At 72.0% G+C, this 13,569-nt stretch carries 12 protein-coding genes and 1 pseudogene; 12 read left to right on the top strand and 1 reads right to left on the bottom strand.

What is annotated here, in order from left to right; translation table 11 throughout:
- Positions 1–218 precede the first annotated feature (218 nt).
- The 12 genes and pseudogenes from BP68_RS02860 to egtB all read left to right on the top strand — a co-directional run bounded on the left by BP68_RS02860 (position 219) and on the right by egtB (position 12,001).
- Complete coding sequence (locus BP68_RS02860) at positions 219–2,201, top strand: TonB-dependent receptor plug domain-containing protein (RefSeq protein ID WP_496368885.1); 1,983 nt, start codon at positions 219–221, stop codon at positions 2,199–2,201.
- On the top strand, positions 2,182–2,736 hold the full coding sequence (locus BP68_RS02855; RefSeq protein WP_496368883.1) for a DUF2478 domain-containing protein: 555 nt from the start codon (positions 2,182–2,184) through the stop codon (positions 2,734–2,736). Before BP68_RS02860 ends, BP68_RS02855 begins: the two co-directional genes overlap by 20 nt.
- Positions 2,736–3,818 (top strand): ABC transporter substrate-binding protein, encoded by a 1,083-nt coding sequence (locus BP68_RS02850; protein WP_496368881.1) that lies wholly within the window; start codon positions 2,736–2,738, stop codon positions 3,816–3,818. The genes BP68_RS02855 and BP68_RS02850 overlap by 1 nt, the downstream gene beginning before the upstream one ends.
- A 22-nt stretch (positions 3,819–3,840) precedes the next feature.
- Entirely contained in the window at positions 3,841–4,875 is a 1,035-nt protein-coding gene (locus BP68_RS02845; protein WP_496368879.1) for a FecCD family ABC transporter permease, read from the top strand.
- Positions 4,872–5,633: an ABC transporter ATP-binding protein gene (locus BP68_RS02840; RefSeq protein ID WP_496368877.1), complete on the top strand. Its 762-nt coding sequence runs from the start codon at positions 4,872–4,874 to the stop codon at positions 5,631–5,633. The genes BP68_RS02845 and BP68_RS02840 overlap by 4 nt, the downstream gene beginning before the upstream one ends.
- On the top strand, positions 5,630–6,436 hold the full coding sequence (locus tag BP68_RS02835) for a class I SAM-dependent methyltransferase (RefSeq protein WP_496368875.1): 807 nt from the start codon (positions 5,630–5,632) through the stop codon (positions 6,434–6,436). The genes BP68_RS02840 and BP68_RS02835 overlap by 4 nt, the downstream gene beginning before the upstream one ends.
- A gap of 93 nt (positions 6,437–6,529) precedes the next feature.
- Positions 6,530–7,267 carry a Rossmann-like domain-containing protein gene (locus BP68_RS02830; RefSeq protein WP_496368873.1) on the top strand — a complete coding sequence of 246 codons (738 nt, stop codon included), beginning with the start codon at positions 6,530–6,532 and terminating at the stop codon, positions 7,265–7,267.
- A 23-nt stretch (positions 7,268–7,290) separates the two neighbouring features.
- Complete coding sequence (modA, locus tag BP68_RS02825; protein ID WP_496368871.1) at positions 7,291–8,007, top strand: molybdate ABC transporter substrate-binding protein; 717 nt, start codon at positions 7,291–7,293, stop codon at positions 8,005–8,007.
- A gap of 3 nt (positions 8,008–8,010) precedes the next feature.
- A pseudogene (modB, locus tag BP68_RS02820) lies at positions 8,011–8,673 on the top strand (molybdate ABC transporter permease subunit).
- Complete coding sequence (gene modD / locus BP68_RS02815; RefSeq protein WP_496368869.1) at positions 8,670–9,521, top strand: ModD protein; 852 nt, start codon at positions 8,670–8,672, stop codon at positions 9,519–9,521. Before modB ends, modD begins: the two are co-directional and overlap by 4 nt.
- 221 nt (positions 9,522–9,742) lie before the next feature.
- Positions 9,743–10,681 carry an L-histidine N(alpha)-methyltransferase gene (egtD, locus tag BP68_RS02810; RefSeq protein ID WP_496369064.1) on the top strand — a complete coding sequence of 313 codons (939 nt, stop codon included), beginning with the start codon at positions 9,743–9,745 and terminating at the stop codon, positions 10,679–10,681.
- Positions 10,682–10,696: 15 nt separating this feature from the next.
- On the top strand, positions 10,697–12,001 hold the full coding sequence (gene egtB / locus BP68_RS02805) for an ergothioneine biosynthesis protein EgtB (RefSeq protein WP_496368867.1): 1,305 nt from the start codon (positions 10,697–10,699) through the stop codon (positions 11,999–12,001).
- A gap of 73 nt (positions 12,002–12,074) precedes the next feature.
- On the opposite strand, the gene BP68_RS02800 is transcribed toward egtB, so the two are convergent.
- Positions 12,075–13,358, bottom strand: coding sequence for an O-acetylhomoserine aminocarboxypropyltransferase/cysteine synthase family protein (locus BP68_RS02800; RefSeq protein WP_496368865.1), 1,284 nt, complete (start codon positions 13,356–13,358; stop codon positions 12,075–12,077).
- Positions 13,359–13,569 lie beyond the last annotated feature (211 nt).

The raw sequence follows: 13,569 nt of genomic DNA, 5'->3' as shown, positions 1-13,569 counted from the left end.
CACAAGCGCGCATTGGCTTGTAGGACAGGACCGCACGCCGCCGCCGCTGGTGCGAGGGGCTTGATCCAGGTCAGAGCGTGGGGCCGGAAATGGCATTTCGTTATATTTGGATATATATTGCGACATGTAATCGTGACGCCACCGCAGAACCCCAAGGCGGTGGCTTTTGTTTTGTCTATCGCTATATACAAACTTCTATAGCGAATCGAGGAGATGAGATGACAGGGAGCGCGTTGGCCGTGGATCGAGGGCGCCGGCGGAGGGCGGCGGGCCCGGTGCTGTTGGCGCTGGGGCTTTCCGCAGGGGCCGTGCAGGCCGCGCAAGGCGTTTTTGAGCTGGGCACGGTGACGGTGGTGGGCTCGCCCGTGCCCGCCAGCACTGCCGACGAGGCCGTGCTGGGCCAGCAGGAGATCGCGCGCGACAACGCTGACACCGTGGCCGATGCCGTGCGTCTGCTGCCCGGCGTGAGCCTGACGCGCAACAGCCGCAACGAGGAAATGCTCTACCTGCGGGGCTTCGATGCGCGCCAGGTGCCGGTCTATGTGGACGGCGTGCCACTGTACGTGCCCTACGACGGCTATGTGGACTTCGGCCGCTTCACCACCTTCGACCTGGCCGAGATTCGCGTCGCCAAGGCGGGTGCGTCGCTGTTGTATGGCCCGAACACGCTGGGCGGGGCAATCAACCTCGTCACGCGCAAGCCGGTCAAGGCCTTCGAGGGCGATGCGCGCCTGGGGCTGGGCGCGGGCCAGACGCGCAAGGCGGCCGTCAACCTGGGCGGCAACCAGGGCCTTTGGTACTACCAACTGGGCGCCTCCTACCTGGATGCCGACGGCTTTCCGCTGCCCAAGGGGTTCACCGACTACAAGCGCAAGCCCACGGACACCGGCAGCCGCCGCGAGAACGCCTACCGCACCGACAAGCGCCTGTCCTTCAAGCTGGGCCTCACACCCAACGCCACCGACGAATACGCCCTGGGCTACGTGCGCCAGGAGGGCGAGAAGGGCAACCCGGTCTATACCGGCACCTCCGCGCAGAAGAATGCCGTGCGCTACTGGCGCTGGCCGTACTGGGACAAGGACAGCGTCTATTTCCTGAGCACCACGCGCATCGGCAGCAACAACGTGCTCAAGACCCGGCTGTACCACGACACTTACAAAAACGGCCTGGATATGTACCGGGACGCCAGCTACACCCGGCGCGACCCGACCAGCAGCTACAAGGACACGAGCAAGGGCGCCACCATCGAGTGGGCCAACTACAGCCTGCAGGGGCATGAGCTGCGCTTTGCCGCGCACTACAAGCGCGACGAGCACGACGATGAGGGCAAGTTCTACCGCGACGTGACCACCTCGCTGGTGGCCGAGGACACCATCGCACTGTCCGAACGCTGGCAACTCAGTCTGGGCGTGAGCCACGAAAAGCGCGACGCCAAGCGGGTCCACCAATGGCCCAAGGGTTCCGCCGACGCCACCAATGGCCTGGCCCGGTTGAGCTACGCGCTCACCCAGTCCGGCGACGAGGTGTATGCCATCGCCTCACGCAAGACGCGCTTTCCCACCATCAAGGACCGCTACTCGGCGCGCATGGGCCGGGCCCTGCCCAATCCCGACCTCCAGCCCGAGACCGCCAACCACCTGGAGCTGGGCGTGAGCGGCCAGCCCTGGCCGGGCGGCCGGGGGCAGGCGGCCCTGTTCCACAGCCGCGTGAACGACCAGATCCAGACGGTGGTGGTGCCCTCCAGCGCCTGCGGCGGCAGCACCTGCAACCAGGCGCAGAACGTGGGGCGCACACGCAACATGGGGCTGGAGCTGTCGCTGGCCCAGCAGTTGTCGGCCCAGTGGAGCATGAACGCCAGCTACACCTATCTGGACCGCACCAACCTGAGCGACCACCGCGTGACGCTGACCGAAACGCCGCGCCACCGCCTGTTCGCCGCGCTCAACTGGCTGCCCAGCGCGCAGTGGGAGCTGCGCGCCACGCTGGAGGCCGAGCAGGGCCGCCGCGTCAACTTCGACGGCGGCAGCTATCGTCAGCTTGGCGGCTTCGGCACCGCCGGGCTCAAGGCAGTCTACAAGCCCGTCAAGGACTTCGCGCTGGACTTCGGTGTGAACAACCTGGGCGACAAGTGGTACGAACTGGCCGACGGCTACCCCATGCCGGGGCGCTTCTGGTACATCAATGGCACCTATCGTTTCTGATCTGGCGGCCATCGTCGTTCCCGGCGACATGGACCACGGCGACGCCGCCGACGCCCTGCTGGCCGACTTCTGCCGGGCCTTGCAGGGCCTGGGCTGGCGCGTGGGCGGCCTGGCGCAGCGGCGCCTGCCGGCCGAGGGCGGCGGCAAGCCGCGCATGCAGCTCGTGGACCTGCGCACGGGCCAGGTGTTCTCCATCTCGCAAGACCTCGGGCCGCTCTCGCGGGCCTGCAGCCTCGACCCTGGTGGGGTGGCGCGGGCCAGCGGGGTGCTGCGCCAGGCGTTGGCCGACCGGGTGCAGCTGGTCGTCACCAACCGCTTTGGCGAGCTGGAGTCCACCGGCGGGGGCTTTGCCGCCGAGATGGCGGCGCTGGCGGATGCGGGCATCCCCGTGCTCACCGTGGTGGCGCACCGGCACCTGGATGCCTGGCGCCGTTTCACGGGTGGCATGGGCGATGAACTGCCCGCGCGTCTGTCCGCGCTGCAGGCCTGGTTCACGCTGGCCGCGGGCCGCGCCGCGCATGCGGGGGGCGCCTGATGCGGCGGCGCTGGCTGCTGCAACTGCCGCTGGCCCTGACGGCCGCGCGCGTGCAGGCGCGCGAGGAGACAACAGGGGAGCCGGGGAGTGCGGCGCGAGCCGGCGGCGGCGTGGTCGTGGCGCGCTTCGGTGCGCTGCCCGCGCCGCCGCAGGTGCGCAAGGTGTTCGCCGCGGGCCCGCCCGCGGGCGTGCTGGTGGCGGCGCTGGCGCCGGAAAAGCTCCTGGGCTGGCCCACCCCGCTGGGCGACGCGGCGCGTGCGCTGCTGGGGCTCCGGCTGCGCGCGCTGCCGCACACGGGGCGTCTGTCGGGGCGCGGCAGCACGGTGCCGCTCGAGTCGCTGCTGCAGCTGGCGCCCGACCTGGTGATCGACGCGGGCACGGCCGATGCCACCTATGTCTCCGGCGTGCGCCGCGTGAGCGAGCAGACCGGCTTGCCCACGCTGCTGGTGCAGGGCCGCATCGCCGACCACGCCGCGCAGCTGCGCGAGGTGGGGCGCCTGCTGGGCGTGGCCGAGCGCGGCGAGCGGCTGGCCCGCGATGCCGAGGCGGCCATCGCCCTGGCCGAGCGGGTGCGCGCCAGCGTGCCGCCCGCCGGGCGCCCGCGCGTCTACTACGGGCGCGGCGCGGACGGGCTGGAGACGGGGCTGGCCGGCTCCATCAACGTGGAGCTGCTGGACTTCTGTGCGGGCCGCAACGTGGCGGCCGAGGCGGGCCAGGGCTCGCTCACGCGCGTGTCGCTGGAGCAGCTGCTGCGGTGGAACCCCGAGGTCATCGTCACGCAGGATGCGGCCTTCGCGCGCCGGGTGCTCACCGACCCGCTGTGGCGCGACCTGGCCGCCGTGCGCGCCGGCCGGGTGCACTGCGCGCCCGTGCTGCCCTTCGGCTGGCTGGATGGGCCGCCCGGCGTCAACCGGCTGATCGGCGTGCGCTGGCTGCTGGAGCACCTGCACCCCGGCCACCCGGCGCTGCGCGCGCTGGCGCCCCTGCACGAGGCGGTGCGGGACTTCTACCAGGTCTTCTACGGCGCCAGCTTGTCTGCGCAGGCCGTGCAGCGCTTGCTGGAGGGCGAGGGTGGAGTTTGAGTCAAATCGGGCTCTGGCGCCCGTGCAACAAGCGCAAATAGCTACTATATTTATAGCAAATTCGCTGCGCTGGCTGCTGGCCGTGGCGCTGCTGGTGGCCGTGGTGGTGCTGGCCTTCGCCTCGGGCCAGTTCCCCATCGGGCCCGGCGAGCTGTGGCGCGCCGTGGCCGCGCGCCTCACGGGGGCCGACTCGGGCCTGCCGCCGGCGGTGGAAACGGTGGTGTGGAACATCCGCCTGCCGCGCGTGGCCGCGGGGCTGCTGGTAGGCGCGGCGCTGGCGGCGGCCGGTGCGGCCTACCAGGGCATGTTCCGCAACCCACTGGTCTCGCCCGACATCCTGGGCGTGTCGGCCGGTGCGGGGCTGGGCGCGGTCGTCGCCATCTATGCGGGCCTGCCCATCGTGGCGGTGCAGGCGCTGGCCTTCGTGGGCGGGCTGCTGGCCGTCGGCGTGGTGCTGGCGGTGGCGGGCCTGGTGCGCCGGCACGACCCGGTGCTGGTGCTGGTGCTGGCCGGCGTGGCCGTGGGCGCGCTGCTGGGCGCGGGCATCTCGCTCATCAAGATCCTGGCCGATCCCACCACGCAACTGCCCTCCATCACCTTCTGGCTGCTGGGTGGGCTGAACGCAGTCACGCCCGCAGACCTGGCCGCCACCGCGCCCGCGCTGCTTGCCGGGCTGGTGCCGCTGGCGCTGCTGCGCTGGCGCGTCAACCTGCTGTCCCTGCCCGACGAGGAGGCCCAGGCGCTGGGCGTGGCCGTGGGCCGCCTGCGCCTGGTGCTGGTGGCCGCGGCCACGCTGGCCACGGCGGCGGCGGTGTCGCTGGCGGGCATTGTGGGCTGGGTGGGGCTGGTGGTGCCGCATGTGGCGCGGCTGCTGGTGGGGCCGGAATTCTCGCGGCTGCTGCCCGCGTCGCTGCTGCTGGGCGGAGGCTTTCTGGTGGCGGCCGACACGCTGGCGCGCACCGCGGCGTCGATCGAGCTGCCGCTGGGCATTCTCACCGCGCTGGTGGGCGCGCCGTTCTTCCTGTTCTTGCTGGCCCGCTCCGGGGGGCGCGAATGAGCGCCGTGCTGGAGGCGTGCGCGCTGTCCGTGGGCCACGGCAGGCGCTGCGTGGCGCAGGGGCTCTCTTTCGCGCTGGCGCCGGGCGAGGTGCTGTGCCTGCTGGGTGCCAACGGCAGCGGCAAGACCACGCTCCTGCGCACGCTGCTGGGCCTGCTGCCGCCGCTGGCGGGCGAGGTGCGCTGCAATGGGCAGAACGTGGCCGCATGGCCGCGCGCTGCCTTCGCCCGGCATGTGGGCTATGTGCCGCAGGCGCATGCGGGGCTGTTCCCCTTCACCGTGGAAGACGTGGTGCTCATGGGCCGCGCCGCGCGCGTGGGGCGCTTTTCCGCGCCGGGCGCACATGACCGGCAGCTGGCGCGGCAGTGCCTGGAGATGCTGGGCATCGCCCGCCTGCGCACCAGCAGCTACACCGCCATCAGCGGCGGCGAGCGGCAGCTGGCGCTGATCGCCCGCGCGCTCGTGCAGCAGCCGGCGCTGCTGGTGATGGACGAGCCCACGGCCAGCCTGGACTTCGGCAACCAGATCCGCGTGCTGGAGCACATCGAGCGCCTGCGCGCAGGCGGCATGGCCGTGCTCATGACCACGCACCAGCCCGAACACGCGCTGCGCATCGCCGACCGCATCGCGCTGCTGGGCGGCGGGCGCCTGGCGGCCATCGGCGCGCCGCACGCCACCGCCACCCCGGCGGCGCTGGCCGCGCTCTACGGCGTGAGCGAAAGCGCCGTTGCCACCACCTTGAACAGGATGACAGCATGACCATGGACACCATCGACTTCGGCCGCCTGTACCGCGACCATCTGGCCCTTGCCACGGGCGCGGCCCAGCGCACGCGCAAGACCGCCAGCGACTGGGATTCCTGCGCCGCCGGCATGGCCGCCAGGGCGCAGCGCAGCGGCTACACGCAGGACTTCGTCGCGCGCATGGACCTGGCGGGCGCCGAATCGCTGCTCGACGTGGGCTGTGGCCCCGGTACCATCGCGCTGGCCGTGGCCCCAAGGCTGCGGCGCGTGGTGGGGCTGGACTACAGCGCCGCCATGCTGGAGGCCCTGCGCGCGCAGGCGGCCGCACAGGGCTTCACCCACGTCGAGACGCTGCACCGCGCCTGGGAAGATGACTGGAGCGACGTGCCCGTGTGCGACATCGCCGTCGCCTCGCGGGCCACGCTGGTGGACGACATCGCCGCGGCGCTGGCCCAGATCGACGCCAAGGCGCGGCGGCGCGTGTACCTCACGCACCCGGTGGGCGGGCATTTCATCGACCCGGCGATCCAGCGCGTGATCGGCCGCAGCCTCACTGCCATGCCGGACTACATCTACGTCGTGAACATCCTGCACCGCATGGGCATCCACCCCGGCCTGTCCTACATCACGCAGGAGAGCCGCCTGGCCGATGCGCCGGACTTCGACGAATACGCCCGCCGCGTGGCGTGGTCGCTGGGCCGGCTGGACGAGCAGGAAACCGCGCGCCTGCGCGCCTGGTACGGGCGCGCCACGCCCGCCGAGCGCGCGGGCCAGCCCATGCGCTGGGCCTTCATCTCCTGGGAGAAGGAGCCATGCTGAACGCCAGTCCCGACGGCCTGCTGGCCGAGCTGCATGCCGATGTGCGGGATGCGCTGGGCGTGCGGGCCCTGGAGCGTTTGCACATCGCGCGCCGTGCTGGGCATCTTCTTCACGGGCGTGCAGCTCGACAACGGGGTGGGCGGCCTGTGCGCCACCCCGGTCAAGAGCGTGCCCGACGCCGTGTGCTGCCCCAGCTCCGCCCAGGCCATGCCCGTGCCGGGCCGCATCGCGGGGCGCAGCGCGGCCGAGGTGCTGCAGGACCTGCACCGCCCGCAGGACCTGCGCCGGGCGCTGGCCATCGCCACGCTGAATGCGCTGGCCGAGACGCTGTGGCAGCGGGACGGCCCGCCGCCCGGTGTGCGCGTGGCGCAGGGCGATGCGTTCGACGCGCTGGCCATCGCGCCCGGCCAGCAAGTGGCCCTGGTCGGCGCTTTCCCGCCCTACCTGCGCGCGCTGCGGCGCGTCGGCCAGCCCTTCCATGTGCTCGAAATCGACCCCGCGACCCTCAAGCCCGAGGAGCTGCCGTTCTACGTTCCCGCGCAGCGCGCGCCCGAGGTCGTGGCCCGGGCCGACGTGCTCATCACCACGGGCACGACCCTGGTCAACGGCACGCTGGACGGCCTGCTGCGCCACCTGTGCCCCGGCGCGCAGGCCGCGGTGGTGGGGCCCACGGCCACCCTGCGCGCGGCGCCGTTCGCGCGCCGGGGCGTCACCGTGGTGGGCGGCACGCGCGTGCGTGCGCCTGCCGAGCTGCTCGACCTGTTGGCCGAAGGGGGCTCGGGCTACCACTTCTTTGGCAAGTCGGTGGAGCGCGTGTGCCTTTGTCTTTAGTGTTTTCAAAGGAGTTTTTTCCCATGCTGCAACGTTGTCTTCTGGCCTGCATGGCCTTCCTTCTGGCCGCCAATGCCTGGGCCGATACGCTGCTGGTCGCCGCCGGGGCGGGCTACCGCCGGCCGGTGATGCAGCTGCTGGAGGACTTCACGCAGTCCAGCGGCATCCGCGCCGAGGCGAGTTTCGGCAACATGAAGCAGGTGGAGACGCAGGCCAGGCAGAACCCGGACATCGCGCTGCTGATTGGCGACCGCGCCTTCCTGGAACCCATGGGGCTGGCCGAGCGCTTCCAGCACCTGGGCAAGGGCCAGCTGGTGCTGGTGGCGGCGCGCGGGCAGGCCATCGCTTCGCTGGACGAGCTGCGCGAGCCGCGCTTCAAGCGCATTGCGCTGCCCGACCGCACGAAGGCCGTCTACGGCAACGCGGCCGCCACCTGCCTGGAGCGCCTGGGCCTGGCGCAGCCGCTGCAGGGCCGCCTGCTGGAGGTCGCCACCGTGCCCCAGGTGGGCGCCTATGTCGCCACGGGCGAGGTGGACGCGGGCTTCGTCAACCGCACCGAGGCACTGGCGCTGCAGGGCCGCGCGGGTACCAGCATCGACGCGCCGCAGGACTGCTACGCGCCCATCGAGCTGAGCGTGGGCGTGCTCCAGGGCCGTGCCGACGGGGCCGCCGCGCGCGCCTTTCTCGACTATCTGGCTTCGCCCGCCGCGCGGCGCGTGCTCGAACGCCACGGCATGTGAGGCATGTGGGGAGGTTGCCCGGGAGCGCCGCTGCCGCTCACCTTCGCCGTGGTGGCGTGGAGCATGGGCCTGCAACTGGTGCTGGGCACGGCCCTGGCGTGGCTGCTGGCGCGCAGGCGCTTCGCGGGGCGCGGGCTGCTCGACGCGCTGGTCACGCTGCCGCTGGTGTTCCCGCCGATCGTGCTGGGCTATGGCTTGCTGCTGCTGCTCGGGCGGCAGGGCTGGCTCACGCAGTGGCTGCCGCCCTTGCTGCGGCCCGAGATCGTGTTCACGCAGACGGGGCTGGTGATCGCGGCCTTCGTCGCCGGGCTGCCGCTCATGGTCTAGCCCGCGCAGGCGGCGTTCGCGGGCATACCGCCGCGCGTGCGCGAGGCGGCGGCGCTGCTCGGGCATCGGCCCTGGAGCGTGTTCTGGCGCATCGAGGTGCCGCTGGCCCGCCGGGGCGTGGCGGCCGGGCTGGTGCTGGCGGGCGGGCGCGGCCTGGGCGAGGTGGGGCTGTCGCTCATGCTGGGCGGCAACATCGCCGGGCGCACCGAGACGCTGTCGCTGGCCATCTACAACCATGTCATGGACGGCAACCTGGCCTGCGCCAACGCGTTGTCGCTGCTGCTGGCGGGCATGGCCCTGCTGGCCTTCTTCGTTTTGCGCCGATGGGGAGCGTTATGAATTCCGTATTTTTTGATCACGCCACGATAGACGCCTGGATTGCCGAGGACGCGCCGCTCGTGGACCTGACCACCCACCTGCTCGCCGTGGGCTGCGGGCAGGCGCGCATGCGCTTCACGGTGCGCGGCCAGGCCGTGGCCGCCTGCACCGAGGAGGCCGCGCGCATCGTGCGCCACTGCGGCGGACAGGTCGAGGCTCTGCTGCCCAGCGGCACGCCTGTGGCGGCGGGCGACGTGCTGCTGGCCGCCACGGGCGATGCGGCCGGCCTGCTGCGCGCCTGGAAGGTGGCGCAGAACCTGCTGGAGTACGCCTGCGGCGTGGCCGGCGCCACCGCGCGCATGGTGCGTGCCGTGCAGGCCGCCGCGCCCGGCGTGGCCGTGCTCACTACGCGCAAGCATGCGCCGGGGTTGCGCCGCATCGCGCTCAAGGCCACCCTGAGCGGCGGCGCGTTTCCGCACCGCCTGGGCGTGGGGGAGACGGTGCTGGTGTTTCCCCAGCACCGCGCGCTGCTGGGCGGCTGGGAGGCCCTGGCGGAGCGCCTGGCGGCCGTGTCCCCGGCGCTCGCCGAAAAGAAATGCGTGGTGGAGGCCCATACGCAGGAGGAGGCGCTGCGCGCGGTGGCCGCGGGCGCCGACGTGGTGCAGTTCGACAAGGCCGCGCCCGAGGACCTGCGTGCCTGGTGCCCGCGCCTGCGTGAGCAGCATCCCCGGGTGCACCTGCTGGCGGCGGGCGGCATCCATGCGGGCAATGCGGCGGATTACGCGGCCAGCGGCGTGCATGCGCTGGTCACGAGCAGCCTGCACTACGCGCCGCCGGCCGATGTGGGCGTGAGCGTGGAACCGCTGTAGCGGCCTGCCACGCATCGCGCCCCGGGGCAAGGGGTGCGGCGCAAGTCGCGCGGCTGTCCTACCTGCGGTGCGCGTCATGGCTGGCGCCGCGCCGGGCGGGGCCGGGCCTACGCTGCCACACCATGCCCGCAGCCTTCAATCCCGGCCTGTCGCCAAGCGCCCAGGACGCACAGCGCGTGCGTGTGCGTGGCGACCCGGGACATTGCGGCCCGTGGCCGGCGATGCCGGCGGCCGAGCGCGGCGCCATCATTGCCGCGCTGCAGGCCCCCCGGGCGGCCATAGCGCCCAAGTATTTCTACGACCAGCGCGGCTCGGAACTCTTCGAGGCCATCACGCGCCTGCCCGAGTACTACCCCACGCGCACCGAACGCGCGCTGCTGCGCCGCCATGGCCGCGCCATCGCGCAGGCCGTGGGCACCGGCCGCGTGGTGATTGAGCCGGGCGCGGGCAGCTGCGAGAAGGCCCGCGTGCTGTGCCGGCTGCTGGGCGCCACGCATTTCGTCGGCGTGGACATCTCGGCCGACTACCTGCACGGCGCCATTGCGCGCCTGCGCGCCGCGCTGCCCGGCCTGGATGCACGCGCCGTGGGCGGCGACATCACCCAGGGCGTGCGGCTGCCGACCGGCATTCCGCAGGCGCGGCGCCTGGTGTTCTACCCGGGCTCTTCGATCGGCAACTTCGACCCGCCCGATGCGCTGGCCCTGCTGGCCCACATGCGCGAGCTGGCCCTGGGCGACGGGGAGGCGGGGCAGGGCGACGGCGGCCTGCTGATCGGCATCGACCTGCCCAAGGACGTGGCCGTGCTCGAGGCCGCCTACGACGACGCGGCCGGGGTCACCGCCGCCTTCAACCGCAACGTGCTGGCGCATGTGAACCGCCTGATCGGCAGCGATTTCGACCCGGGGCAGTGGCGGCATTGCGCGTTCTTCAACGGCGCGGCGTCGCGCATCGAGATGCACCTGCAGGCGCTGGGGCCGCAGCGCGTGCGCTGGCCGGGCGGCGGGCGCGACTTTGCGGCCGGTGAGCGCATCCACACCGAGAACAGCTACAAGCACCCGCTGCACGCGTTCACGGCCCTGCTGCGGCAGGCGGGATTTGCCCACACGCAGGCCTGGACCGACGCGCGCGGCTGGTGCGCCATGGTGCTGGCGCGCACCTGAGCCGGAGCCGCCCGCATGCGCCTGTCCATTCCCGCAACCCCCTTGCACCGCTACGAAGCCGTGCGCGCCGCCACCGAGGGACTGGCGCGGCCGCTGTCGGCCGAGGACTGCTGCGTGCAGTCCATGCCCGATGCCAGCCCCACCAAGTGGCATCTGGCGCACACCACCTGGTTCTTCGAGACCTTCATCCTGGAAGCGCACGAGAGTGGCTTTCGTCCCTTCGACCCCGCGTTCCGCGTGCTGTTCAATTCCTACTACCAGGGCGTGGGCCGCCAGCACCCGCGGCCGCAGCGCGGCCTGCTCACGCGGCCGGGCCTGGCCACCGTGCTGGCCTACCGCGCCGATGTGGACGCGCGCATGGCGCGGCTGCTGGCGCAGGCCGGGTTGCCGCCCGGGGTGCTGGCGCTGCTGGAGCTGGGCCTGCAGCATGAGCAGCAGCACCAGGAGCTGATCCTCACCGACATCAAGCACCTGCTGTGGTGCAACCCGCTGTGGCCGGTCTACCGGGGCGCGCCGGCGGCCGGGGCGGCGGCCGAGCCGGCGGTGGCCGCGTCCGCGTGGCTGCGCCTGCCGGGGGGGCTGGTGCAGATCGGCCATGAGGGCGCGGGCTTCGCGTTCGACAACGAGAGGCCCCGCCACGGCGTGTACCTGCCGCCCTACGAGATCGCCACCCGCCCCGTGGCCAATGCCGAGTACCTGGCCTTCGTGCGGCAGGGCGGCTACCGCGAGCCCGCCCACTGGCTGGCCGAGGGCTGGGACTGGTGCTGCGCGCAGCGGCTGGAGCACCCGATCTACTGGCGCCGGGAGGGCGATGGCGACCGTGCGGGGGCTGGCTGGAGCGAGTTCACGCTGGCCGGCGCCCGGCCGCTGGCGCCGGGGCAGCCGGTGGTGCACCTGTCGTACTACGAGGCCGACGCCTATGCCCGCTGGGCCGGCGCGCGCCTGCCCACCGAGGCCGAATGGGAGGCCGCCGCGCGCGCGGCCGCGGCGCCGCAGGCCGGGCACTTCGCCGACAGCGGCGTGCTGCACCCGCGCCCTGCGCCACCGGAGGCGGGGCAGGGCGGGGCGCTGCTGCAGATGCTGGGCGACGTGTGGGAGTGGACGCAGTCCAGCTACGCGCCGTATCCCGGCTTTGCCCCCGCGCCCGGCGCCGTGGGCGAATACAACGGCAAGTTCATGGTGAACCAGTACGTGCTGCGCGGCGGCTCCTGCGCCACGCCGGCCGGGCATGTGCGGGCCAGCTACCGCAACTTCTTTCCCGCTGCGGCGCGCTGGCAGTTCACGGGGCTGCGCTTGGCGCGCGATCTGCCTGGTGGATAGCAAAAATGATAGCTGCTAGCGCTTTGTGCATAAGCGCTAGCAGCCAAAATGGCTTAAAACTGCGCCCCGCGCATCACACCGCGTCCAGCGCCTGCGCCAGATCGGCGCGCAGGTCGTCGATGTGCTCGATGCCGATGGACAGGCGCACCATGCCCTCGGTCACGCCGGCCTGGGCCAGTTCGGCGGCGTTGAGCTGGCGGTGCGTGGTGGAGGCCGGGTGCGTGGCCAGCGACTTGGCGTCGCCGATGTTCACCAGGCGCGTGAACAGCTGCAGCGCGTCCAGGAAGCGCGCACCGGCGGCGCGCGGGTCGCCACCGTCCTGCTTCAGGCTGAACGACAGAATGCCCGAGGCGCGGCCGCCCAGCTGGCGCTGCACGACGGCGTGGTCCGGGTGGTCCGGCAGGCCGGCGTAGCGCACCCATTCCACCTTGGGGTGGGCCTGCAGGTAGTGTGCCAGCGCCAGCGTGTTGTCGCAGATGCGGTCCATGCGCAGGGCCAGGGTCTCGATGCCCTGCAGGATCAGGAAGGCGTTGTGCGGCGAGATGGCCGCGCCCGTGTTGCGCAGCGGCACCACGCGCACGCGGCCGATGTAGGCGGCCGGGCCCAGGGCCTCGGTGTAGACCACGCCGTGGTAGCTCACGTCGGGCTCGTTCAGGCGCTTGAAGCGGGCCTTGTGCTCGGCCCACGGGAACTTGCCGCTGTCCACCACGGCCCCGCCCACGCTGTTGCCGTGGCCGCCCAGGTACTTGGTGAGCGAGTGCACGACGATGTCGGCGCCATGCTCGATGGGGCGCAGCAGGTAGGGGCTGGGCACGGTGTTGTCCACGATCAGCGGCACGCCGTGGGCATGGGCCACGTCGGCCAGCGCGCGGATGTCGGTCACGTTGCCCAGCGGGTTGCCGATGGATTCGATGAACACGGCCTTGGTGCGCGCGTCGATCAGCTTGCCGAAGCTGGCCGGGTCGCGCGGATCGGCGAAGCGCACCTCAATGCCCTGCTGCGGGAAGGTGTGGGCGAACAGGTTGTAGGTGCCGCCGTAGAGCGTGCTGGCGCTGACGATGTTGTCGCCCGCCTCGGCGATGGCCTGGATGGCGTAGGTGATGGCCGCCATGCCCGAGGCCACGGCCACGGCGGCGATGCCGCCCTCCAGCGCCGCGACGCGCTTTTCGAGCACGTCGGTGGTCGGGTTCATGATGCGCGTGTAGATGTTGCCCGGCACCTTCAGGTCGAACAGGTCGGCGCCATGCTGGGCGCTGTCGAAGGCATAGGCCACCGTCTGGTAAATGGGCACGGCCACGGACTTGGTGGTGGGGTCGGGCGAATAGCCGGCGTGAACGGCCAGGGTCTCGATGCGCATGTGTTTCCTTTGCGGGTGAAGCGGTGTTCCATCCACGGCATGGGCGGCGCCGGGTGCGCCGGCCGCGCCATGGTGCCCGGCGATTATGGGCAGGCGGGCCGGACGCACCAACGACGCAATGGCTATGAGGATATGCAGCGCGCCTCGATCCAAGGGTTATCCCCTATGTCTGTGGGCCGTGCTGTGGATAACCCATGGAACAACCGCGCAA

Source organism: Diaphorobacter oryzae DSM 22780 (assembly GCF_059568935.1).
Note: the sequence above shows the minus strand (reverse complement) of the source record. Positions and strands in the feature narration are given on the sequence as shown.

What these genes read in the sequence shown, in the direction of transcription:
- BP68_RS02860 (WP_496368885.1), top strand. Translation starts at nt 219, where the DNA reads ATGACAGGGAGCGCGTTGGCCGTGGATCGAGGGCGCCGGCGGAGGGCG.
- BP68_RS02855 (WP_496368883.1), top strand. Translation starts at nt 2,182, where the DNA reads ATGGCACCTATCGTTTCTGATCTGGCGGCCATCGTCGTTCCCGGCGAC.
- BP68_RS02850 (WP_496368881.1), top strand. Translation starts at nt 2,736, where the DNA reads ATGCGGCGGCGCTGGCTGCTGCAACTGCCGCTGGCCCTGACGGCCGCG.
- BP68_RS02840 (WP_496368877.1), top strand. Translation starts at nt 4,872, where the DNA reads ATGAGCGCCGTGCTGGAGGCGTGCGCGCTGTCCGTGGGCCACGGCAGG.
- BP68_RS02835 (WP_496368875.1), top strand. Translation starts at nt 5,630, where the DNA reads ATGACCATGGACACCATCGACTTCGGCCGCCTGTACCGCGACCATCTG.
- modA (WP_496368871.1), top strand. Translation starts at nt 7,291, where the DNA reads ATGCTGCAACGTTGTCTTCTGGCCTGCATGGCCTTCCTTCTGGCCGCC.
- modD (WP_496368869.1), top strand. Translation starts at nt 8,670, where the DNA reads ATGAATTCCGTATTTTTTGATCACGCCACGATAGACGCCTGGATTGCC.
- egtD (WP_496369064.1), top strand. Translation starts at nt 9,743, where the DNA reads ATGCCGGCGGCCGAGCGCGGCGCCATCATTGCCGCGCTGCAGGCCCCC.
- egtB (WP_496368867.1), top strand. Translation starts at nt 10,697, where the DNA reads ATGCGCCTGTCCATTCCCGCAACCCCCTTGCACCGCTACGAAGCCGTG.
- BP68_RS02800 (WP_496368865.1), bottom strand. Translation starts at nt 13,358, where the DNA reads ATGCGCATCGAGACCCTGGCCGTTCACGCCGGCTATTCGCCCGACCCC.